This is a genomic window from Paraburkholderia sediminicola (assembly GCF_046027355.1).
Taxonomy (GTDB): Bacteria; Pseudomonadota; Gammaproteobacteria; order Burkholderiales; family Burkholderiaceae; genus Paraburkholderia; species Paraburkholderia sediminicola_B.
The window spans coordinates 154,689-177,436 of sequence record NZ_JAQQEK010000015.1 but is presented as its reverse complement, the minus strand read 5'-3'; the positions used below and the strand labels follow the sequence as shown (position 1 = coordinate 177,436).

General features: G+C 59.9%; 16 protein-coding genes and 1 pseudogene. 14 read left to right on the top strand and 3 right to left on the bottom strand.

Features of this window, described 5'->3' with window-relative positions; translation table 11 throughout:
• Positions 1-130: 130 nt before the first annotated feature.
• Complete coding sequence (locus tag PQR42_RS25215) at positions 131-949, bottom strand: DNA-binding transcriptional regulator (RefSeq protein ID WP_408210691.1); 819 nt, start codon at positions 947-949, stop codon at positions 131-133.
• A 216-nt stretch (positions 950-1,165) separates the two neighbouring features.
• On the opposite strand from PQR42_RS25215, the gene PQR42_RS25210 reads away from it, so the two are divergent.
• The 10 genes and pseudogenes from PQR42_RS25210 to PQR42_RS25165 all read left to right on the top strand — a co-directional run bounded on the left by PQR42_RS25210 (position 1,166) and on the right by PQR42_RS25165 (position 13,129).
• The gene (locus PQR42_RS25210; RefSeq protein WP_408387681.1) at positions 1,166-3,007 is read left to right on the top strand and encodes a bifunctional 3-(3-hydroxy-phenyl)propionate/3-hydroxycinnamic acid hydroxylase; all 1,842 of its coding nucleotides are present in this window, start codon (positions 1,166-1,168) and stop codon (positions 3,005-3,007) included.
• Between the two features lies 1 nt (position 3,008).
• Positions 3,009-3,971, top strand: a complete 963-nt coding sequence (locus PQR42_RS25205) for a 3-carboxyethylcatechol 2,3-dioxygenase (RefSeq protein WP_408387683.1) — start codon at positions 3,009-3,011, stop codon at positions 3,969-3,971.
• Positions 3,961-4,749, top strand: a complete 789-nt coding sequence (gene mhpD / locus PQR42_RS25200) for a 2-keto-4-pentenoate hydratase (protein WP_408387685.1) — start codon at positions 3,961-3,963, stop codon at positions 4,747-4,749. The genes PQR42_RS25205 and mhpD overlap by 11 nt, the downstream gene beginning before the upstream one ends.
• Before the next feature lie 8 nt (positions 4,750-4,757).
• On the top strand, positions 4,758-5,699 hold the full coding sequence (locus PQR42_RS25195) for an acetaldehyde dehydrogenase (acetylating) (protein ID WP_408493904.1): 942 nt from the start codon (positions 4,758-4,760) through the stop codon (positions 5,697-5,699).
• A 12-nt stretch (positions 5,700-5,711) separates the two neighbouring features.
• Entirely contained in the window at positions 5,712-6,734 is a 1,023-nt protein-coding gene (dmpG, locus tag PQR42_RS25190; protein WP_408387689.1) for a 4-hydroxy-2-oxovalerate aldolase, read from the top strand.
• Positions 6,735-6,803: 69 nt separating this feature from the next.
• Positions 6,804-8,039, top strand: a complete 1,236-nt coding sequence (gene mhpT, locus PQR42_RS25185) for a 3-(3-hydroxy-phenyl)propionate transporter MhpT (protein WP_408387691.1) — start codon at positions 6,804-6,806, stop codon at positions 8,037-8,039.
• 85 nt (positions 8,040-8,124) lie between these two features.
• Positions 8,125-8,982, top strand: a complete 858-nt coding sequence (locus PQR42_RS25180; RefSeq protein WP_408387693.1) for an alpha/beta fold hydrolase — start codon at positions 8,125-8,127, stop codon at positions 8,980-8,982.
• 477 nt (positions 8,983-9,459) lie between these two features.
• A complete protein-coding gene (locus PQR42_RS25175; protein ID WP_408387695.1) occupies positions 9,460-10,308 on the top strand; it encodes an MmgE/PrpD family protein in 849 nt (282 codons plus the stop codon).
• 101 nt (positions 10,309-10,409) lie between these two features.
• Positions 10,410-11,761: pseudogene (locus PQR42_RS25170) on the top strand (MFS transporter).
• Positions 11,762-11,806: 45 nt separating this feature from the next.
• Positions 11,807-13,129 (top strand): MmgE/PrpD family protein, encoded by a 1,323-nt coding sequence (locus tag PQR42_RS25165; RefSeq protein ID WP_408493901.1) that lies wholly within the window; start codon positions 11,807-11,809, stop codon positions 13,127-13,129.
• Positions 13,130-13,253: 124 nt separating this feature from the next.
• Here the strand turns inward: PQR42_RS25165 and PQR42_RS25160 are convergent, their stop codons facing one another.
• Positions 13,254-14,132, bottom strand: a complete 879-nt coding sequence (locus tag PQR42_RS25160) for an NAD(P)-dependent oxidoreductase (RefSeq protein ID WP_408210659.1) — start codon at positions 14,130-14,132, stop codon at positions 13,254-13,256.
• 249 nt (positions 14,133-14,381) lie between these two features.
• Positions 14,382-14,675, bottom strand: coding sequence for a hypothetical protein (locus PQR42_RS25155; protein WP_408387699.1), 294 nt, complete (start codon positions 14,673-14,675; stop codon positions 14,382-14,384).
• A gap of 564 nt (positions 14,676-15,239) precedes the next feature.
• Here PQR42_RS25155 and PQR42_RS25150 point away from each other — a divergent pair.
• From PQR42_RS25150 to PQR42_RS25135, 4 genes are all read left to right on the top strand, one after another.
• Entirely contained in the window at positions 15,240-16,130 is an 891-nt protein-coding gene (locus tag PQR42_RS25150) for an NAD(P)-dependent oxidoreductase (protein WP_408210653.1), read from the top strand.
• Positions 16,131-16,636: 506 nt separating this feature from the next.
• Positions 16,637-18,004, top strand: a complete 1,368-nt coding sequence (locus tag PQR42_RS25145) for a DUF1329 domain-containing protein (protein WP_165188906.1) — start codon at positions 16,637-16,639, stop codon at positions 18,002-18,004.
• Between the two features lie 454 nt (positions 18,005-18,458).
• A complete protein-coding gene (locus tag PQR42_RS25140) occupies positions 18,459-20,258 on the top strand; it encodes a DUF1302 domain-containing protein (protein ID WP_408210649.1) in 1,800 nt (599 codons plus the stop codon).
• 49 nt (positions 20,259-20,307) lie between these two features.
• Positions 20,308-22,668: an efflux RND transporter permease subunit gene (locus tag PQR42_RS25135; protein ID WP_408387701.1), complete on the top strand. Its 2,361-nt coding sequence runs from the start codon at positions 20,308-20,310 to the stop codon at positions 22,666-22,668.
• The last annotated feature ends 80 nt before the right edge of the window (positions 22,669-22,748 follow it).

The following is a 22,748-nucleotide window of genomic DNA, read 5'->3' as shown; positions in this document are numbered from 1 at the left end:
CGGTCTCAATGCGTTGATTCAGTTTAGGCGATCAATGCGTTTTCACACGGCCTCGGCCATTCTCGGACGTTCGACGACCTTCCACGTATGGCCGCAGTGTTCCTCGGAACAGCCATCTAACACGCTTATCTTACGGAATCCCCTTCTCCGACCGCGATGCATGTACCTCGGCTTCGAGTGCCGCGACCATCTCGTCCGCGGCCAGTTTGAGTTCAGGTACATAGCGGCGTTTCGCCTCCGCAAGCGTTACTGCGCGCGACAGAAAAACGACGTTCAGGCTCGCGAGTACGCGCTCGCGCGAAACGATCGGAACCGCAACGGCGCCGATCTTGTTCTGAGCCGTCCAATCCCCGTGATTCGAACCGAATCCATCAACGCGTACGCGTCGGATGAGATTGCGAATCAGCGCATCGCTGGACGCCAACGCCTTTTGTTCATCGCCGCCGGCACCCGAACGCAGCAAGTCCAGAATGTCCTCGCGCTCGCTGTCTGGACACATCGCGAAATAGGCACGGCCCGACGCTGTGAGAAGAATGGGCAGGCGCCGGCCGACCATCGACCGATGAAACGATAGCTGACTGAACCGATGCGTCGTCTCGCGAATAATCATTGCGTCGCCGTCCGGGGTCGTGAGATCCGAAGGCCACGCCACGCGCTGGAGCAATCGACCCATGATCGGCGGTGCGATGGTCGCGATGCGCTCGTCGTCCGTGAAGCCTTCGCTCAGCGAACGGACGTCGAGCGTCAGGCGAAAGCTATCGTCCGACGCACTGCGTCGAACGAACCCCTCTTCGACCAAAGTCTCCAGCAATCGACGCACCGTGGTGCGGTGCAAGCCGATTGCGTCGCTGATCTGCTGGCTCGTGGCGCGGCCGCTTTCCATCGCGTTGAGCGCACGCAGGACCTGGAGGCCGCGCGCCAACCCCCGAACGTTCGTGTACTTCGTCACGCGATATTCTCCTTTTAAATCAGTCATGTGCATTCTATGCACATTTTTCAGATTTTGTTGAGCGGTCGAAGGGCGCCCCATAGACTGCATCAAAACCAACTATTCAAGGAGACGCATCTCGTGACGCATGTCACGCATGTGCTCCTGACTCTGACTAACCAAACAGTATCGGACGCGACCACGGACCCCATCCGGTCGCGAACTTAGGAGACAGACATGCATCCCGACATCGACACGGTTGTCGTCAGCGGCCGTCCCGAGATTGTGTCAACCGACATCGCCATCATCGGCGCCGGACCCGTCGGCCTCATGATCGCCAACTATCTGGGACTGCAGGGCGTAGGCGTCGTGCTGATCGAAAAGCTGGACCAGATCATCGACTACCCGCGCGCCATCGGCCTCGACGATGAAGCCTTGCGCGTGTTCCAGTCGGTCGGCCTTGCAGAGGAACTGCTGCCCCATACGACGCCGGATCACTGGATGCGCTTCGTCACGCGCACGGGCCACTGCTTCGCATCAATCGAGCCGCGCACCGACGAATTCGGTTGGTCGCGCCGCAATGCTTTCATTCAGCCGCTTGCCGACCGCATCCTTTTTCAGGGGCTGCAGCGCTTCCCGCACGTACAGGTGCTGTTCGGACACACTGTATCGGGCTTTGCGCAGGACGACACCGGCGTGACGATCGACGCACAGGATGCGTCCGGCGCGATCAAGTCGATCCGCGCCGCCTATCTGATCGGCGCGGATGGCGGCAACAGCTTCGTGCGCCGCATGCTCGACGTGCCGTTCGAAGGGCGCACCAAGCCAAACCAGTGGATCGTCGTCGACGTGCGCAATGATCCGATCGGTTCGCCCCATGTCTACATGCATTGCGACCCGGCGCGGCCCTATGTGTCGGCGGCGTTGCCGCACGGCATCCGGCGCTTCGAATTCATGGTCATGCCGGGGGAAACGGAAGAAGAACTCTCGAAGCCAGAGAACATGGCGGCGCTGATCCGCAAGGTGGTCGCCGATCCGGACAAGGTCGACTACATCAGGAAGCGCGTGTACACGCACAACGCGCGTCTTGCGAGCACGTTCCGCGTGAAGCGCGTGCTGCTCGCGGGTGACGCCGCACACATCATGCCGGTGTGGCAGGGGCAGGGTTACAACAGCGGCATCCGCGACGCGAACAATCTCGGCTGGAAACTGGCGATGGTGGTCAAGGGCCTGGCGGGCGACAGCCTGCTCGATACGTACACGACGGAGCGGCGTGCCCACGCGCGGTCGATGATCCATCTCTCGGAAGTTGCAGGCGACATCTTCGCGCCGACGAGCCGACTCGGCACGAAGTTCCGTGACGGCTTCGTCCGGTCGCTCGACATGCTTCCTTTGCTCAAGCGCTATTTCGTCGAGATGCGCTTCAAGCCGATGCCGCGTTATGAATCAGGCGTGGTGCTGTTGCCCGAACGCGAGCATCGCGACGGCTTCCTCGCGCGCCTTCTGGAACGCTCCGGTCATTCGGCGCTCGGCCGGATGCTTGGGCTGATGAGCGAGAAACGTGAGTCATTGATCGGCCGTCTCGTGCACGGGCGCGATTGCGCGAGCCAGTCACCCGTAGGCCGCATGTTCATCCAGCCGCGCGTGCGTTCAATCGATGGCGCCGTCGTGCGCCTCGACGATGTGATCGGCAATCGCTTTGCGATCATCGGGTGGGGTTCGGACCCGACCTTCGGATTGACGCCGGAGGCACGCGAGACGTGGAAGCGAATCGGCGGATGCTTCGTGATCGCCAAGCCCGATACGCAGCTGGCCTATCGCGACGACGTGCCCGCAGGCGTGATCGCAATCGGCGACATGAGTAATCGACTGAAGGACTGGTTCACGCGCGTGCCGCAATCGGTCGTGCTGCTGCGCCCGGACCGCTTTGTCGCGGGCATGTGTTCGCCGCAGCAAGTGTCGTCGGGCATCGCGGAACTCGCCGGCAAGCTGGGGCTGCAAACGCTCGCTTTGCCGGACATCCATCCCGCGCATGACGTTGCATGCGAAGCGGCCGTCGCGGTCGAAGCAGGAGTCTGATATGCCGATTCTTATCGAATGTCTGTCTCACACGCCGCTGCACGGTTACTACGATCCCGCGCCCGAGATCGTGGCGGAGGTGGAACGTGTGCAGCATGAAGCTCGTGCACGCGTCGAAGCCTTCGATCCCGAGTTGGTGATCGCATTCGCGCCCGACCACTACAACGGATTCTTCTATGACGTGATGCCGCAGTTCTGCATCGGGATCGCGGCGACGGCCATCGGCGATTTCAACAGTCTCGCCGGCCCGCTCGACGTGCCTGAGGAGACCGCGCTCGCGCTCGCCGAGGCCGTGCTTGCGAGCGAAGTCGATGTGTCCGTGTCGTACCGCATGCAGGTGGATCACGGTTGCGCGCAAGCCCTGAACGTGCTGACGGGCGGTCTCGATCGTTACCCGGTCGTGCCGGTATTCATCAATTCGGTGGCATCGCCGATGGCGTCTTCCCGCCGCTCGCGCCTGCTCGGCGATGCAATCGGCCGCGTTCTCTCGCGAACCGGCAAGCGCGTGCTCGTGATCGGTTCGGGCGGCATCTCGCACGAGCCGCCCGTGCCGGAAATCGCGGGTGCGAACGCCGAGGTCGCCGAGCGGCTGATTGCCGGGCGCAATCCGACGGCCGAATCGCGTGCGGCGCGGGAGGCGCGCACGGTGGCGGCAGCGAAGTCTTTCACAGCTGGCGACAGCCATCTGCATCCGCTTAACCCCGAATGGGACCGCGCGTTTCTGGAGCTGCTCGCCGCCGGCGACATCGCCGCCGTCGACGGCATGACCAACGCCGCGATCACCCGCAACGGCGGCAAGTCCGCTCACGAGATCCGCACCTGGATCGCCGCTTTTGGCGCGCTCGCCGCGTACGGGTCGTATCGCGCATCGCTCGATTACTACCGGCCCATCCCCGAATGGATCGCGGGCTTCGGCGCGATGCATGCACAACCCGAGACCCAAGGAGACTGTCATGTCCAATGAGCAAGCCGTCCTCGCACTGGCCGCGCGCCTTTGCGAAGCCGAACACACAAGACAACCCGTCGCACCGGTACGCGGCGAGATTCCCCCCGACGATGCCGCGCTCGCATATGCCGTGCAGCGCGCCCGCGTCGACGCGCGATGCACTGAAGGCGAGCGCGTGGTCGGCCGCAAGATCGGTCTCACGTCGGTCGCGGTGCAACGCCAGCTCGGCGTCGAACAGCCCGACTTCGGCACGCTCTTCGCATCGATGGCCTACGGCGACAACGCGCCGATGCCGTATTCGCGCCTGATACAGCCGAAGGTCGAAGCGGAGATCGCGCTCGTGCTGGAACGCGACCTCTTGCAGGAGAAGCACACGTTCGCCGATCTGATCGACGCGACCGCTTACGCGCTTGCCGCGATCGAAGTGGTCGACAGCCGTATTCAGGACTGGGACATCCGCTTCGTGGATACGGTGGCCGATAACGCGTCGAGCGCGATGTTCGTGCTCGGAAGCCGTCCCGTGCCGCTCGCGGGACTCGATCTCGCGGCCTGCGCGATGACGCTTTCGCAGGACGGCGAGGTACTTTCCCGCGGCAACGGCCCGGCATGCCTCGGGAATCCACTCAACGCAGCCGTGTGGCTCGCCGATCGCATGGCGCAACTAGGCACGCCGCTTCGCGCCGGCGACATCGTGCTGACAGGCGCGCTCGGGCCGATGGTAAGCGTCACGCGACCCGGCACGTTCACCGCGCAAATCGACGGACTCGGCAGCGTCCGCGCCGCTTTCACCGACTAGGAACCCCCATGACAACCGACAAATTCAAGGCCGCGATCATCGGCTCCGGCAACATCGGCACCGATCTGATGATCAAGATCATGCGACACAGCAAGCATCTGGAAGTCGCCGCGATGGTGGGCATCGACGCGGCATCGGATGGCCTCGCGCGCGCCGCGCGGCTCGGTGTCGCGACTACCCACGAAGGCGTTCAGGGACTCACGTGCCTGCCCGTATTTGACGACATCGAATTCGTATTCGATGCGACCTCCGCGGGCGCCCACGTGAAGAACGACGCGTTCCTGCGCGCCCTCAAGCCCGGCATCCGCCTGATCGACCTCACCCCCGCGGCCATCGGCCCGTACTGCGTGCCGGTCGTCAACTTCGATGCGCATCTCGAGAGCCGCAACGTCAACATGGTGACCTGCGGGGGCCAGGCGACCATTCCGATGGTGGCGGCCGTATCGCGGGTGGCGAAAGTGCACTACGCGGAAATCGTCGCGTCGATCAGCAGCAAGTCGGCGGGACCGGGCACGCGCGCGAACATCGACGAATTCACCGAGACTACCTCGAAGGCGATCGAAGCCGTGGGCGGCGCGGCGAAGGGCAAGGCCATCATCGTGCTCAATCCGGCCGAGCCGCCGCTCATGATGCGCGACACGGTCTATGTCCTCTCCGAACTCGCGGACCGCGCGAAAGTCGAGGCATCGATCGAGGCCATGGCCGCCGCGGTGCAGGCCTACGTGCCGGGCTATCGCCTCAAGCAGAAGGTGCAGTTCGATGAGATCGCGGCCGATGCGCCGCTCAACATCCCGGGACTTGGCTGCTTCAGCGGGTTGAAAACTTCCGTGTTCGTCGAAGTGGAAGGCGCTGCGCACTATCTGCCAGCGTATGCCGGCAACCTCGACATCATGACCTCGGCCGCGCTCGCCACTGCCGAATGCATGGCGCAATCTCTCGCGAACGCATAAAGGAGCATCGACATGAGCAAGAAAATCTACATCTCCGACGTTACGCTGCGCGACGGCATGCATGCGATCGGTCATCAATATTCGATCGCAAACGTGCAGGACATCGCCCGCGCACTGGACCGGGCGAAAGTCGACAGCATTGAGGTCGCGCACGGCGATGGCCTGCAAGGCTCCAGCTTCAACTATGGCTTTGGTGCGCACAGCGATCTCGAATGGATCGAAGCGGCGGCGGATGTCGTAAGCCACGCGAAGATCGCGACGCTGCTTCTGCCCGGCATCGGCACGATTCACGATCTCAAGGCGGCATACGATGCAGGCGCGCGCGTCGTGCGCGTGGCGACCCATTGCACCGAAGCCGACATCTCGAAGCAGCACATCGAATACGCGCGGGAACTCGGCATGGACACCGTCGGCTTCCTCATGATGAGCCACATGACCACGCCCGACAAGCTCGCTGCCGAAGCGAAGAAGATGGAGAGCTACGGCGCGACCTGCATCTACGTGGTCGACTCGGGCGGCGCGATGAACATGAACGACATCCGCGCGCGCTTTCGCGCGTTCAAGGACGTGCTCGATCCCGCCACGCAAACGGGTATGCACGCGCACCACAACCTCAGCCTCGGCGTCGCGAATTCGATCGTCGCCGTGGAGGAGGGGTGCGACCGAATCGACGCGAGTCTCGCGGGCATGGGCGCGGGGGCGGGCAACGCGCCGCTCGAAGTCTTCATCGCGGCAGCCGGGCGCCTCGGCTGGAATCACGGCACCGATCTCTACACACTGCTCGACGCTGCAGACGATCTCGTGCGGCCGTTGCAGGACCGCGCGGTGCGCGTGGACCGCGAGACGCTGGCGCTCGGCTACGCGGGTGTCTATTCAAGTTTCTTGCGGCATTCGGAAGTCGCGGCGAAGAAGTACGGCCTGAAGACCGTGGACATTCTCGTCGAGCTTGGCAGGCGCCGCATGGTGGGTGGCCAGGAGGACATGATCGTCGATGTCGCGCTGGACCTGAAGCGCGAACTCGAAACGCGGATCTGAACGGATGCACTCATAGCCCCAGCATCATCGCCACCAAGAGCGACGCTAAACCTACATCGGAGACTTTTCATGAACACGTCAGCACCGCGCCGCGCAAGCGGCGCCATCACAATCGCCCTGTGCCTCGTCGTCGCGCTGCTTGAGGGACTCGACCTGCAATCGACCGGCGTCGCCGCTCCGCGCATGGCGCGCGAATTTCACCTGGCCGTCGCGCAGATGGGCTGGGCGTTCAGCATCGGTGCGCTGGGGCTCCTGCCGGGGGCCGCGATCGGAGGACGCCTCGCCGACCGGATGGGCCGCAAGCGTGTGCTGACGTTGTCGGTTGCACTCTTCGGCCTCTTCTCCATCGCGACGACGCAGGTCTGGAACTTTGAGAGTCTGCTCGCCGCCCGCTTCATGACGGGTCTCGGACTCGGCGCCGCGATGCCCAATCTGATCGCGCTCTGTTCCGAGGCCGTGCCGCCGCAGCAGCGCAGCACGGCGGTCGGAGCGATGTATTGCGGCATGCCGTTCGGCGCGGCGATCGCGGCGGTGATCGGCATCGTGAGTCCGGGCGATGAAGGATGGCGGCATATCTTCTACGTCGGCGGTATCGGACCGTTACTGACCCTGCCGTTGCTCGCGCTGTTCCTGAAGGAATCCGCTCAATTCATCGCGACCAGGTCCGGCGAGGCGGCCCATCATGAGGCGGCAGCGGGGGTTACGCAGGCACTGTGGAAGAAGGGTCGCGCCGGCACGACGCTCGCGCTGTGGGTGAGCTTTCTCGGCACGCTGATCGTGTTGTACTTTCTGATCAACTGGCTTCCGTCGATGGTGCTAAGCCGGGGGCTCACGCGTACGCAGTCGGGCGTCGTGCAGATGATGTTCAACGTCGGCGGCGGTATCGGCGCGATCGTCATCGCGGGTCTGATGGACAAAATCGGCCGGCGGCCGACGGTCATGGGCATGTATGCGGGTATAGCCGCGGCGCTTGCTGTGCTCGCCAGCGCGAGCACCGGCGCCACGATGGCGTTCGGCGGGCTGCTGGCGGGTCTCTTTCTCGTCGGCGGGCAGTCGGTGCTGTATGCGCTTGCCAGCAGCATCTATCCGACGCAACTTCGCGGCACGGGAGTGGGCGCCGCCGTCGCGGTGGGCCGCATGGGCTCGATCCTGGGGCCGCTGATCGCAGGGCAGTTGCTGGCGATCGGCCAGAGCGCGTCGGTGCTGGTGATGGCGAGCATCCCGCTAATCGCGGTGGCCGCCATCGCGGCGCTGCTCGTGGTGGCCCGGTTTCCGCGCGGGCAACTCATGGCGGTGGCGCACTAACCCGATAACCCACGGTGGGTCTTTGCAACGTAGCGCCCGCTCCGATACGAACACTGAAACGAGGTAACTTGAAATGACAGCAGCGATGAAGCTTCAAAGCGAAACGGCAACCAGCAAATTCGTGAGCATCGGCGAAGGCGATGGCGAACTGCGCCTGCACTATAACGACGCCGGCCACGGCGACGAGACGGTCGTGATGCTCCACGGGTCGGGCCCGGGCGCGAGCGGGTGGGCGAACTTCAACCGCAACGTCGACGCGTTCGTCGACGCCGGATATCGGGTGATTCTGCTGGACTGCCCCGGTTGGGGCAAGAGCGATTCCGTCGTATGCAGTGGCTCGCGTTCCGAACTGAATGCGCGCGCGCTTGAGCGGTTGCTGGATGCGATCGGCATCGCACGCGTGCACATCATCGGCAATTCGATGGGCGGGCACAGCGCGGTCGCCTTTGCACTGGCGAATCCCGAGCGTGTCGGCAAGCTGGTGCTGATGGGCGGCGGTACGGGCGGTCCCAGCCAATTCGTGCCGATGCCCACCGAAGGCATCAAGCTGCTTCAGGCGCTCTACCGCGAGCCGACGCTCGACAACCTGAAGCGGATGCTGAACGTCTTCGTGTTCGACACCAGCACGCTGACCGAGGAACTGATGCAGACCCGTCTGGAGAACATGCTGGCGCGTCGCGATCACCTTGAGAACTTCGTGAAGAGCCTGGTGGCGAACCCGAAGCAGTTTCCCGATGTGGGCCATCGTCTTTCGGAGATATCCGCGCAGGCACTCGTTATCTGGGGACGCGACGACCGCTTTGTGCCGATGGATGTCGGGTTGCGTCTTGTGTGGGGCATGCCGAACGCAGACCTGCACGTGTTCAGCCGATGCGGCCACTGGGCGCAGTGGGAACATGCCGCGAAGTTCAATCAAATGGTGCTGGAATTCCTGGGGCGTTGAGGCGCTTCACGATCATCAAGCGCGTGAAGTCGGTGTCCGATCAAAAGACGAAGCGCGGCGATTCCGTGACCGTCAGGTTCACGTCGGACAACGGGCAGTCACGAGCGGTCCTTTAGGGGCCGCAAGGGGTCGTGCACTGCCGCTCGGCGACGTTCAAAGCGGCCGTTCGCCCGGACTGGTCGACCATCGTCAGTTGAGGAAACCATACCTGCCGTTGACGCCTTGAGGGACCAACGACCGCTGTGGCCGATGACATGCCGTGCCGGGTGCGTAGCCGAACGGCCGTTGCGCCCCGGAAGCTGCCCCCGACTTTGTACGTGCCTGAAGGGTGGTTCAGGGTCGATTTCGGGCCTACGCGCTGTCGGCCTTTTTACCTACTGGAGCTTCGACAGAAAGCGCTGCTATTGAAGAATGGTCGGCGCCCGGGTCTTCTTCGTTCGGGTAGTCTTCGCAGAAGATGTGGACGGAGGCGGGTTCATGCTGGCGCGCCTCGGCTCGGACATCAAGCGCGTGCACTGCGGACGCGGCGCCGAAACGGGTGTGCTGGCAGCGCTCATGGCGCAGGCCGGCCTGCAATCGCGTCTCGATACCTTCGAGCATGGCGACTGGGGCTATTGCCGCACGATGGTTGCGCGCAGCGACGGTTTCGATCTGAACGCAATTACCGCGGGCCTTGGCGAAGATGTCGTTGCGTTTCGCCGAACCGCTATCAAGTACTACCCGGTGGGGGCCGAAGTGCTGGGTGTGATCGACACGATCACCGCGCTCAAGCGCGAACACCAGTTCGCGGCCGACGACGTCGAGCGCCTTGAAATTGGCACGCCGGCGTTCTTCGTAAAGGCTGAGGCGCACGAGTTTCCCGAGCGCGACGCCCAGATTCATTTCAACTCGGAATATGGTGCCGCGATGGCATTGGTGCGCGATGTACGGCCAGTCTACGACGACCCGTCGATCCTGACCTATTGGGCAAACGTCTATCACGACCCGGCGGTGCGCCGGATCGCATCCCGTATCACAGACGTGGTCGATCCCGAAAGGGATCGGCAGAACCCGTACGGCATCGATTCGACGGTGCGTGTCGAATTGCGCGATGGCCGACGTTTCGAGGGGCGGACGGGCTATGTCGACCGCGCTGACTCCAGTGGCACGATGCAGTTCAATACGATGACCGAAGCGCGCATCGTCAGCAAATTCCATGCGTTACTGGAGCGCCTCGCGCCGCACGAAGCGCGTTCGCGAATCATCGACGCGGCGCTCAATATCGGCGCCTTGCGAGACGCCAACGCGTTGTGGGCAACGTTGCAGGAAATCACAAAGAGCAACTGATTTAGGTCTCAGTGGGAAGAGTCGATTTCCGGGTCGACTCCCGTCTCACGGTACAACAGACTGCGACACGCAGCCGTCCGAAAGATCTGGAGAGAGACACCATGATGCAATTGTCATCTGCAACGCCGACGCCCGATCCGCTCGCCGCTACTGCTCACGATTCGCTTTATCGCAAGGTCACCTGGCGAATCATTCCGTTTCTGTTCATGGGCTATGTGATCGCGTTTCTCGACCGGATCAACATCGGCTTCGCGCAGTTGCAGATGAAGCACGATCTCGGCTTCAGCGACGCGATGTACGGGCTCGGCGCGGGCATCTTCTATGTCGGCTATGTGTTTTCGAGGTGCCGAGCAACATGCTGCTGGCCCGTTTCGGGGCACGCTTCACCTTCACCCGGATCATGGTGCTGTGGGGACTAACCTCGGCCTGCATGATGTTCGTTTCGCGGCCCGGTGAGTTTTACACGCTACCATTTCTGCTCGGCGTGTTCGAAGCGGGCTTTTTGCCGGGCATTACTGTCTACATCAGCTACTGGTATCCGCCGCAACGCCGCGCCGGCATCATGTCGATCTTCTTCGCGGGCACATTGATCTCCGGGGTGATCGGTGGTCTTTTCTCCGGCTGGATCATGCGCGATATGGCGGGCGTCGCCGGTCTGTTCGGCTGGCAGTGGCTGTTTGTGATCGAAGCCGCGCCTGCCATCGTTCTCGGCGTGTTCGCGGCGTTCTGGCTCGACGACGGACCGCAGCGCGCCAAATGGCTGAGCGATGACGAGAAACGTAGCCTGCTCGCGCAACTCGACGCAGAGGCGAATCCGCTGCTGGCGCGCGCAAAGAACGCGTTGCTCGACGCACTGCGCACGCCTCGCGTGTATCTGTTCGCGTTCGTCTATTTCTCGGTCGCCTGCGGAGGCTTGCTCATTAATTTCTGGATGCCGCTGATCATTCGTGACTTTGGCATTCAGGGAATCGTCTCGATCAGCCTCTATACAGCGATCCCGAATGCAATAGGCGCCATCGGTCTGCTGCTCATCGCGCGATGCTCTGACAGGCGCCGCGAGCGCCGCTGGCACTTTGCAACGTGCACGCTCGGTGGTGGGATCGCGTTGTTTTTGTTGACGCTGCATATCCCGAGTTTCGCGGTAATGTTGACCATTCTTTCGGCTGCTGCGGTGCTGATATTTGCAGCAGTGCCGATTTTCTGGGCAGTACCGTTCGAGCACTTGTCGAAGCGTGCGGTCGCGCCGGGCATTGCGTTGATCGGAAGTCTCGGCATTACTAGCGGGATCGTGACGCCGTGGGCCGTCGGTCAGATCAAGACGCTAACCGGCAGCATCGACAACGCCTTATACATTCTTTCCGCGTTGCTGGTTGTGAGCGCGCTGGCTTTCCTCGCCGGTGTGCCGCGTCGCGCGGGACGCCGCAATCCTATCGGCACGGAGACCCTGTCATGAGCCTCGCTGGAGTCATTGCAACCTATGGCGTGACCACGCCCGGCAGTGCAATTCCTGAGCAGGTTTACAAGGCAAGGGCGCGTTGCGGCGGTGGATGCGATCAGTTGCATGATCGCCGGCGCACGAACGGACGTTGCCCGCGCGGTGGGAGCGACCCTGGAGGATGTGCCGTCCGGGCAAGGCGCCAGCGTGATTGGCAGCACGCGCCGGATGAGTGCGCGAGATGCGGCAATGGCCAACGGAACGAGCGGGCACGCGCTCGATTTCGACGACGTGCTGTGGTCGCAATATGGCCACCCCAGTGTCGCCGTACTGCCTGCCGCACTCGCAGTCGCTGAGCTATGTGCTGCCAATGGCCGCGAAGCGCTCGCGGCGTACGTGCTTGGCGTCGAGGTTGTGTCCCGGCTGGGCCGCTTCGTCAATCCGACGCATTATGAGCACGGCTGGCACACGACTAGCACTATCGGCGTGTTCGGCGCGGCACTCGCGGCGGCGCGGCTGATGCATTTGAGCGTCGCGCAGACCGCGACCGCGATCTCGATAGCCGCATCGATGTCGGGCGGCGTGCGGCGTAATTTCGGCAGCATGACGAAGCCGTTCCACGCGGGCAACGCTGCACGCTCCGGTGTGCATGCGGCTGAACTCGCTCGCGCCGGAATGAGCGCCGACGGCGAGGCGCTTGAAGGTCCGGCGGGCTGGTTCCTGGTGCTCGGCTCGCGGCAGATGCCGGACGATGCGGCGTTGCAGGCTGCGCTCGCCGACGGCTGGGATCTGCTGACGCCAGGAATCGCATTGAAGCGCTACGGGGCGTGCGGATGCACCCATTGCGCGTTGGATGCGCTCATCAGTCTGAAGCAGACGCACGGCTTCAAGGGAGCGGATATCGAAACGATCGAGTGCGTCTCGCATCCTCTCGCAAAGAAGGTTCTGCAACACTCCCGACCGAACACTGGACTGGAAGGCAAGTTCAGTATGGAGTACTCGCTGGCGGCGGCCGCCGTGGACGGGATGTTGACGTTGGCTCACTATGAAGACGCCTCCGTGCAACGCGAGGACGTGCGCAGACTGATTCCGCGGGTGCGTTTCGTGATCGACGAGGCGCTTGCGAGCGTTCCATTGGCCGATGCAGTCCCCGCAGTCATCACGGTACGTCTGCGCGACGGCCGGGCCTTCAGCGAGCAAGTCGACGTGCCGCTTGGGGATCCGCGTCGCCCGCTCTCGGATGCGGATCGACGCCAGAAACTCGCCACCTGCGTTGCCCCGAGTGCCGATGTGGCCACTGTTGACGCCTTGTGGAACCGGCTCGAGCGGCTGGGTGCCGAAAACGACTGGCGCTCGCTGTGGACGCTGGCGGCGCAAGTTGCTTAACGTTTGACGCCTGATTGGGGATACTTTGGAACTACACCGTGCGACTGTACCGCCCTCGCGCTTTCGCTTTGAAGGCTCGACATACCGAATGCGCAACCACGATCGCGCACATCCGTCCGAATACCTACTTCCGGCGAAAAATTTCAAATGTGGCCGGCAGTTCTGCGGCGTCGAAGCCCTTGGCCCTTGTTTTCTCCAAATAATCTGAGAATAGCTGGAGCAGGCTATAGTCGACTCCGGCCGATCTTGCTCGATCGCGAAGTGTTTGAACACCGTATGAGTGAACAACAATCGAGGCTTCGTGTCCCGTGTAGTCGTTTCGAGAAAGAGAATCTGTCGCCCTGGCAATCGTCTTGTCTAAGACATGCCGGAAAGAGTCAACCGCATTTTTTAGCGTTTCGACTGATACGTCTGCCGCTTGCAACATGGCGGCGCTTTGCAAGAAGCCGAAGGTCGTTGCGTAGTACAGCGTCAACAGGCCGCCGTCGAGATGATTTGCGGCGGCCGGATTTTTTCCAACATAGGTAAATCTGCCGCCCAATAATCGAAGGTGGTCTTCGTAGTGGTTATAACTTGCTTCGGGACCCGAAGCCAGCAGCAAACACTCGGCGGTGCCGACGGCCGCGGGATAGTCCATGATCGCGCCGTCAAGATAGGAAAATTCGGCGTCCTTTGCCCAAGCCGCAGAGCGAGCGGCCTCATCTCCAGTTCCAGTGGTCAGTTGTATAAAAGTCTTGCCGCTCAACAGCGCCTGAACTCTCGGTTCGCGGAATAACGTGTCGCTGATATCGTAGCTACTCAAGCAAACGACGATTAGCTCGCTCGCTTGCACCGCATCTTCTACGCTGTCCGCTAGCTGAGCACCGAGGGCCACAAGCGGTGCGGCCTTTTCCTTGTTTCTGTTCCAAACGGTGACTGCATTTCCGCCTCGCAAGAGCGGCGCGACCAAGGCACTTCCCATCTGCCCCAAACCTACGACCGATACAGTAATTGGTTTCATCATGCTCTCGAGTTGTGTAAAGACAAGGGTCTGACAGCCTGTAAGAAGCAGTTTGCCGGCGGCGCGCTACAACATGGATTGTCAGAACTGACTGGAAACGACATTTGGCTGCGTCCGGCAACTCAAACATTCAGCTTGTTCGGAATTGGAAAACGGATCCCGGTCAGAAATGGCTTTAATGCGGGTCAATTTGCGAAGTGCTCGCTTGGCGCCACGATGGCTGTGACCTGTACGGAGATCCTTGGTCTCGTTTCATGGCGTGGGCGAGGACGCTGCGGTTTTTTCTTTCTTCCGCTGCTTCAATGTTTTGATGGTGTGATGTCTACCGCTAGCTCCGCCCATCTCTGCTCGATTATTGTTGCCGGCGGCGCTGGCACCGTGCGGCGCATCCTTTCCAGATCCTGTACCGCTGCTGATTCCGTTTGCAGTACCACCGCCGCCCACGGCTCCGCCGCCGCTAAACGCGCCAGCGCCGCCACCCTGTGCAAATGCCGGGGGAATGGTAATTAACGCGAAGGCGACTGCAACAGCGAAAACTGTCTTCATCGGTTGCTTCTCCATATAGTTGAAAGGCGGGCATCAGGCGCCGATGTGTTGAGCCGAGGCAAGCGTGTCGTCCGTCAGTTCCGGGTGACTACGTCTGCTAATTGTTTCGGCAGGTCGATCATGTGCGATCGAAATATCTCCGCCTAGGTTCGCGCGAGCCAAGTTTTGTGTGAATGTGGGACATCCATTCGGACGCTCTCCCTCATTTGCTGCGACACGGCAGCGACCGTCAGCTTGATAAGCAGCCGCGCTTGCGTTGGCATTTTGAAAGCCAAGTGCGTTCAGCATGTCAGGCATCGGAATTCGCCGGCTCGAACCAGACTTGGCCGTTTTGCACACGACACCGGCTCTCACGCACCTTTTTTCTACCCAGCTTTCGGCCCATGCTCTTGTAAGATGCGCGGGCCTTGACTTCGCGGGTCAGCATCCGGCCGTCGAGATTCGGCCGCTATTCGCGCGGTAAACGCTAACGGTGGTTTGACGTAGCTCCATGACCGGGTCCGTCGGGTGGGAGATGTGACCCGTTCGCCGCAAGACGATTGGATTTTCCTCTGGAGATTTGCAGTGACTCAAAACGCGCGACGAAGCGAAGTTTCGGTATTCGGACTTGGCGCAATGGGTGGAACCCTTGCCAGGGCGATGTTGGCGGCTGGCCATGCCGTCACCGTGTGGAACCGAACGAAAGGGCGGACGGATGAACTCGTGGCGGCGGGCGCTTTGGAAGCCCAAGCGCCTTCAAACGCCGTCGAAGCCAGTCCGTTGCTTGTAATGTGCACTATCGATAAGGTCGCGTGCGAGACAGTACTACGAATGAGCGAGGTTTCAGGTTTGCTCACGAATAAGACCGTGGTGAATTTGAGCACGGGGAGCTCAGACGACGCACGCCGTATTAGCGAGTTTGTCGAGCGACAGGGAGGACGATACGTTGACGGTGGGATCATGGCGTACCCGCGCGACATTGGAAAACCCGGCACGACGATACTGTATTCGGGCAATGAACCAGGTTTCTCCGAAAACAGGAAAGTACTCCAATCGATGGCGGGCAATGCCGTATTTCTTGGAGATGACGCGGGAACCGCCTCAGTCGTTTACCTGGCGCTATATGCCTACTATTTTGGCGCGGTGACTGCCTTCATGGAGGGGGCTGCACTGGCAGAGAAAGCGGCAGTCGCTCCAGAGGCTTTTAGAAAACTCTCTGGCATAGTCGAGACGATGCTCGCCGATGGCCTGGTCGATATAACCAGGCGCCTTGACGAAGGGGATTATTCGGGTGATCAAGCGACGATCGATGTGCATCACGCGGGTCAAACTGCCGTGCGAGACGCTTATATCCAGGATGGCATCGGTTATGAAACAACGAAGGCCTATATGAGTTACCTGGAGAAGGCGCAACGCGAAGGCAACGGCGATAAAGATATCGCTGCGATGTACAGCGCTGTCAAGACGCGCAACTAAAAATGCAGTCGTCGTCAGCGCGTTTCAAGCGCGCTGGCCTCAAAGGCTACCTTGCTGAGGGATGGCTTCATCAGCCCTAAACGCGGCTTTTCCATTCACTCATTGTATCCAGTGTTCTTGAGATGCTTCTGCACTCACTCTTTCGGGTGAACTGCGTGGGCGTTCGGCACGTCCATCAAGTTTTCATTGGCTCAAGCACTACAGACGGGTTCTTGCTGAACTGTCACTACTGCGCGCGAGCGTTGCGCACTGCAGGACAGTCATTCGCTTCCTGACTATCAGTCGTGCCGGTGTCATTGTCCGCCTGGGACCGACAATTGTCCCTCGAAAACATGTTTCGCGCGATACGCCTGCTCTAACCTTATTCCATCGCATATGGAAATCAAACGAAACGCGGTGGATAGCAGTATTCATTGCTGACAGGTACGTGGAAGCCGTTCTTCACGGATCTTTCGATTTGAGCGATTAGCCCGGCCGTTAGCACGGCGTAAACCGCAGAGGACGTGATGTCGATTTCTCGAACGAAACTACTTGCCGCAATTTCATTGGCGGCTATCTTGTTTGACTCGACGGCGGCGGCAGTCGCTGCCGATCTGACCTACGCCGGCGCAGAGGCCGGTGCCGGAAAAGACGGTGTTCCGGCTTTTGACGGCGCTAGTAGCATCACGCCGGGATGGACGCCGGAAAAAAGTCGCGCAGACTCCTGGAAGTACAAGGGTGAGAAGCCGTCCTTCGTCATCGATGCATCGAATGTCGATAAATATGCGGACAAGCTCACCCCTGGACAGATAGCCCTACTGAAGACAAACAAGGGTTATTCGATGCCGGTCTATCCTTCACATAGGGATTGTGTGCTTCCTGCGTTCGTCCAGGAAAATACCAAGGCCGCCGCCGGCAAGGCTACGATCGGAGCCGATGGGTGGTCGTTGAACAACGCACAGATGCCAAGTATTCCGTTCCCAGAACCAAAATCTGGCATTGAAGCAATGTGGAATTTCCTTACCCGCTATCACGGCGTCGGTATGGAATGGACTGATGGCTACACGATGGTCTCCGCGAGTCCCGGACAGAGCAACCGAATTGACATTCGCTGGAAGCAAACATATTACTTTCCGTGGGGCAAGAAGGGGCAGACTACGCCTATGTCGAGCAACGAGTTGCTCATGGGCGCCTTCTATGGTTACAACACGCCAGCCGCCCTTGCCGGGCAGGCCGTTGTGAATCGTGTTTATTTCAAGGAAGACAGCGAGTCATACTATTACTTCACTGGTCAACGTCGGGTGCGCCGATTGCCGAGCTATTCTTACGATGCTCCACTCATTGGCTTTGAGAACCAGTACACAGTCGACCAGAGTCTTAACTTCTTCGGGCTCCCTGACAGATTCGACTGGAAGCTCGCGGGCAAGAAAGAAATCTACGTTCCGTACAACGCGTTCGGTATGCTCGATACAAAGACATCTGCAACGGACGGCGCACAGGACCACTTCATCAACCCGAACAACCGCCGTTACGAGTTGCACCGGGTATGGGTAGTCGAGGGAACGGTGAAGTCGGGAACGCGCCACATTATGCCGAAGAAGGTCTTTTACCTTGATGAGGACTCTTGGATTGCGGTCGCAGGTGACGACTACGACACTCAAGGAAAAGTCTGGAAAGTCAAGGAATCGCCTGCAATCCCCATTGCCGAGCTGGGCGGTGCATGTACTGCAGACCAGTTTGTCATGTACGACGTCAACTCGAGCCGTTACGTTGGCGATGGTCTTGTGTTCGGAGGAACGAAGCCGCCGAAGTACTTCCTGGATAGCGGCGACAACCCGATTCTACGCGACGACTTCTATACGATGCAAAGTCTACAGCAGCAAAGCAGCCGCTAACCGGTTGCACTGCGCGAGCCTGGTTTTGCATGGCTCATCTTGAAGGGTGACGCCTTGTTTATCGGCCTGACAGCTTCCGCGGTCAGGCCGTTTCTATTGGTGCGTGTTAGCACGACGCAGAAGCCCAACGGGTAATGGACCGGCAAAGAGAGCAAGTCGCCCTTGACGCTCCTTTGCAGATCGTCAATGTCACGTCTCGGCACGGCTTCAATAGATCTTCCCCCACGGCTACGCAACTTGTGAGCATGGCCAGAGCTAGCCTCTTCTAACTTGGCCCCTGCAAACCACACGCTTGGCCGTTTCCAACATTGGCTGACAAATTTCCGCTTATTACTGTGCGGTTGTCGGATCCTTATGCGCCGTGGTCTCGAAATCTATCGTGGTGAAGGCGTCGCGCGAGTCGGTTCTTACTCACGTCCGCTCGTGAACAAAATTGAACGTTTAGGGGAGAAGCATGAAGCTTCGGAAGACTAAGTTAGCATCCGTTGGCGTATTGACTGCAGTAGCAGCATCGTGTGCACAGGCTTTCACGTTCACATACGGCGACATATCAGGAAATTTCGACTCAGCCTACACTGCGGGACTTGGGTATCGGCTACATGGCCCGAGCTGCGCGCTGACGGGGGATTCCGCAGTTTGCGGTGGCCCCGCCAATACGGCTCAATGGTCTAACGGAGATGACGGCGACCTCAATTATCACCGGAACAAACTGTTTACCGCTTATTTGAAGGGAACGAACGAGCTGTATCTGGATGACCCAGCGATCGGTGCCAAGTTCCTCGCGCGTGCGACGTACTTCTATGACTTTGCCGCCGCCAACACTGATCGTACAGAGCTGAGTTCGGCCGCGTACGCGCAAATGGTGCGAAATATTCGACTACTCGACCTGTGGGCTGAGAAGGACTTTCGCATCGCCGATCAGTCTGCACACATCCGGGTGGGTAACCAGGTGATCAACTGGGGCGAGAGTCTCTTTCTCGCTGGTGGTATCAACGCAACCAATTCCTTCGACTATCAGAAGCTTCTCGTCCCCGGCACGCAATTGAAAGAGGCGGTTTTGCCCGCACCGATGGTCGAGTTTTCGTCGGCACTGGGGCGTGGCCTCACTATGTCTGCGTACTACCAGCTCGGATGGAACGGCAATATCTATCCAGCGGTTGGCTCCTATTTCAGTACCTCGGATTCGCTTAACAACGGAAACGTGCCGCTCAGCGTAAGCACAACGAATGGCAACGTTAGCGCGTCGGACGGTGCGACCATTGCGGGTAATGGCTCTCGTAGTGCGTATGGAGCAGCGAATGGTGCTCTTGTCAACGGCGTGTTTGCCGGTGCGCCATACAACGCCATTGGCGTTCCCGTAGCGGGAAATGTCTACGGTAAGAATAGTGGGCAGTACGGGATTTCGATGCACTACAAGCCTAAATCGATTGAGGCTGATTTTGGGCTTTATTACCTCCGCTACAACGATAAGAGCCCGGTGCTCAACATTACCTCTGCGGGGCAGTATCAATATCAATACCTGAATAGTCGCCAGCTCTTCGGCGTGAGCACAAACTTTCAGATCGGTGATTGGGCCATCGGCGGGGAACTGTCCTACCGTCCCCACGATGCGGTGTCGCTGTCTGGGTGCTACAACGCAGGCGGTGCCATCGACGCTTCCAATGCAGCGGCCGGATCGTGTCCTCTCTGGGAGGATAAAAAGAAAATTAATCTCGACTTGACGGCACTTCTAGGCATCACGCCGGCAAACTATCCGTTTATTCTCAAAGGGCTCGGTAACGCCAGCGCGGCCAACCTTTCCCTTGAACTGGGCTTGACGAAATATCCTGGCGTCAGCTCATCCGGCGAAATTGTTCGGACCGTCAACGGACAGCAGGTGGTGCAGGTGCCGGCAGCAGGTTACATCACCTGGCTGAACAACCCTTCCAGCGCGAGCGCTTCGCCGATTGGCGTCGGGACGTCAACTTCGGCTGGAGCCGTCGTCGACTTCAACTGGACATACGACGGCACGTTGATTCATGGCTGGCAGGTGACGCCTGGAGCGACCTATTCGCGCACTCTTTTCGGCAACACACCGACGTACAGCGCCAACTACCTCCATAACGCAAGTTCTCTCAATGTCTATGTGCTCTTCAACCAGAATCCGGCAACGTGGCAAGCCGGTATTAACTGGACCACATACATGGGCAAAGCACCTTACCAGTACTACCGTGATCGCGACTTCGTTGGTGCATTTGTAACTCGCAATTTCTAGCAGTCGGTCCTCCTGCTCGGGGGACGTCGCTTTTTTTGAGGAAGAGACCGTGCTTATACGTGTAATTGGAAAACTCGAGCGTTGGTTGTTCGCGCATCGAGCCATAACCCTCATCGCCTTCTTGCTTTTCACGGTTGTGATGGGAGCGTTCGCAATCCAACTGCGTATGGAGGCGGGCTTTGAGAAGCAGATTCCCATCGGGCATGAGTACATCAAGACATTCCAGAAATATCGCGACGACCTGCTGGGCGCGAATCGTCTCACGGTAGTCGTCCGTGCAAAGCATGGAACCATCTGGAACCAGGAGGGGTTGACGCGCCTATACCGCGTCACTCAGGCGGTTGCCTATCTTCCCAACGTCGACCGTCTCGGCGTGCAGTCCCTCTGGACGCCAAACAGTTTCGTGAATGAAATCACAGAAGAGGGTTTCCGCGCTGAGCCGATTATTCCAGGGACGGTAACGCCGGAAAATATCAGTGCATCGCAGGTTGAGGCCGCCAGGAAGGCGACAGACCAAGGCGGCTACATGGGGTCACTTGTTTCGCGAGACCAGAAGGCGGCGATGGTGACGGCATCGATCAACGAGGTCGGAGCCGACGGCAAAGTGCTCGACTACGTCGCCTACAACAAGTTGATCGAGGAAAAGGTCCGCAAGCCTTTCGAAGACGCCGGCTACGAGGTCCAGATTATTGGTTTTGCGAAGCAGATTGGTGACATTGCAGATGGTGCGCAGGGAGTCCTGCTGTTCTGTGGGATCGCATTGCTTTTGACAGGAGTAGCGGTCTATTGGTACTGCCATTCCCTGCGCTTCACCATTTTGCCAATCGCATGCTCGCTTACGTCGCTCGTTTGGCAGTTCGGAACGTTGAGGCTTTTGGGATTCGGGCTCGATCCGCTGGCCGTTCTTGTCCCGTTCCTCGTCTTCGCGATTGGTGTTTCGCATGGCGTTCAGCAAATCAACTTTATCGTACGTGAGCTTGCTCATGGAAAGACGACAGAGGAGGCCGCGCGCCACAGCTTCACCGGTCTCCTGATCCCCGGGACGCTAGCATTGGTTACGGCGTTCGTCTCGTTTATCACGTTGCTGCTGATTCCGATTCCGATGATTCGCGAACTGGCGATTACGGCGTCGCTTGGCGTTGGATACAAGATTCTCACGAATCTTGTGATGCTTCCTGTGGCCGCGTCATGCTTCACGTTCACGCGAGAATATGCGCAAAAGGCGATGCGCAAGCGCGAGAGTCGTGCCCGATGGCTCCTGGTATTGGCCCGTATCGCCGAACCGCGCAATGCAGTTATCACCTTGTTTGTGGTCGCAGGAATCTTTTCCGCCGCTGTCTGGGAAAGCCGGGACCGCGTAGTTGGGACGTTGCAGCCTGGGGCGCCCGAGTTGCGTCCCGACGCGCGCTTCAATCGGGATGCCGTGTCGATCGCCGGCAGCTTCGACGTAGGGCTGGACTGGCTAACTCTGGTTGTCGAAGGACCGGCAAACTCGTGCGAGTCACCGGCTGTCGGCCAATACGGCGATGCGCTCGCGTACGACATGAAAACTGTCCCTGGGGTTGTATCAGTTAGTTCATACGCGGGGATGTTGCGCACCTACAACCAAGGATATAACGAAGGTAATCCCAAGATGGGCGTCGTGCCAATTGACCCGGGTAACTACTCGTCACTTAGTGCGGAAATCAATCGCGTTCGCGGGTACATGCGTCCGGATTGCAGCATGACGGCGGTCCACCTTTATCTTTCCGATCACAAGGCATCGACCATTAATCGGGTGATCGCGACAGCTAAGTCGTTTGCCGCGGCTCATAAGACCGAGGGCGTCCAACTCCGATTGGCCGCGGGCAATGCGGGTGTCCTCGCAGCAACGAATGACGAGGTGGAGAAAAGCGAACTGCCGATGATGCTGTACGTCTATCTGGCGATTGTCCTGCTCGTTTTTGTTGTCTATCGGGACCTCCGCGCGGTCGTTGCGTGTTGCTTGCCACTGACCGTGGGCACATTCATTGGCTACTGGTTCATGAAAGAGTTCGAAATTGGACTGACTGTCGCGACGCTTCCCGTGATGGTGCTCGCCGTCGGCATTGGCGTGGACTACGCGTTTTACATCTACAACCGGCTCCAGGCTCATCTTGCGGGCGGCGAACCTATCGTCAAGGCTCTCGAACACTCGATTCTGGAGGTTGGTATGGCGACAATCTTTACGGCGATCACCCTGGCGATCGGAGTAGCGACCTGGTCGTTCTCGGCACTCAAGTTCCAGGCTGACATGGGCAAGCTGCTGGCTTTCATGTTTGTCGTCAACCTTGTCATGGCGATGACGGCGCTGCCGGCGCTGGCAGTTGTCCTCGAAAAGATTTTTCCGCGGCGTCGACCTGTACGGGCGCCCGGGGTTCTCAGTCACTGAGGTGTTTCCATGACAAATACTTTTCCCGGTATGTTTCGCTCGCCCTTGACCTCATCACGGAAAGGAGCCCGATCGTGTGT

Excerpts from the sequence above, each read along its gene's own strand:
- PQR42_RS25210 (WP_408387681.1), top strand. The coding sequence starts at position 1,166 with ATGCATCCCGACATCGACACGGTTGTCGTCAGCGGCCGTCCCGAGATT.
- PQR42_RS25205 (WP_408387683.1), top strand. The coding sequence starts at position 3,009 with ATGCCGATTCTTATCGAATGTCTGTCTCACACGCCGCTGCACGGTTAC.
- mhpD (WP_408387685.1), top strand. The coding sequence starts at position 3,961 with ATGTCCAATGAGCAAGCCGTCCTCGCACTGGCCGCGCGCCTTTGCGAA.
- PQR42_RS25195 (WP_408493904.1), top strand. The coding sequence starts at position 4,758 with ATGACAACCGACAAATTCAAGGCCGCGATCATCGGCTCCGGCAACATC.
- dmpG (WP_408387689.1), top strand. The coding sequence starts at position 5,712 with ATGAGCAAGAAAATCTACATCTCCGACGTTACGCTGCGCGACGGCATG.
- mhpT (WP_408387691.1), top strand. The coding sequence starts at position 6,804 with ATGAACACGTCAGCACCGCGCCGCGCAAGCGGCGCCATCACAATCGCC.
- PQR42_RS25180 (WP_408387693.1), top strand. The coding sequence starts at position 8,125 with ATGAAGCTTCAAAGCGAAACGGCAACCAGCAAATTCGTGAGCATCGGC.
- PQR42_RS25175 (WP_408387695.1), top strand. The coding sequence starts at position 9,460 with ATGCTGGCGCGCCTCGGCTCGGACATCAAGCGCGTGCACTGCGGACGC.
- PQR42_RS25160 (WP_408210659.1), bottom strand. The coding sequence starts at position 14,132 with ATGATGAAACCAATTACTGTATCGGTCGTAGGTTTGGGGCAGATGGGA.
- PQR42_RS25155 (WP_408387699.1), bottom strand. The coding sequence starts at position 14,675 with ATGAAGACAGTTTTCGCTGTTGCAGTCGCCTTCGCGTTAATTACCATT.
- PQR42_RS25145 (WP_165188906.1), top strand. The coding sequence starts at position 16,637 with ATGTCGATTTCTCGAACGAAACTACTTGCCGCAATTTCATTGGCGGCT.
- PQR42_RS25140 (WP_408210649.1), top strand. The coding sequence starts at position 18,459 with ATGAAGCTTCGGAAGACTAAGTTAGCATCCGTTGGCGTATTGACTGCA.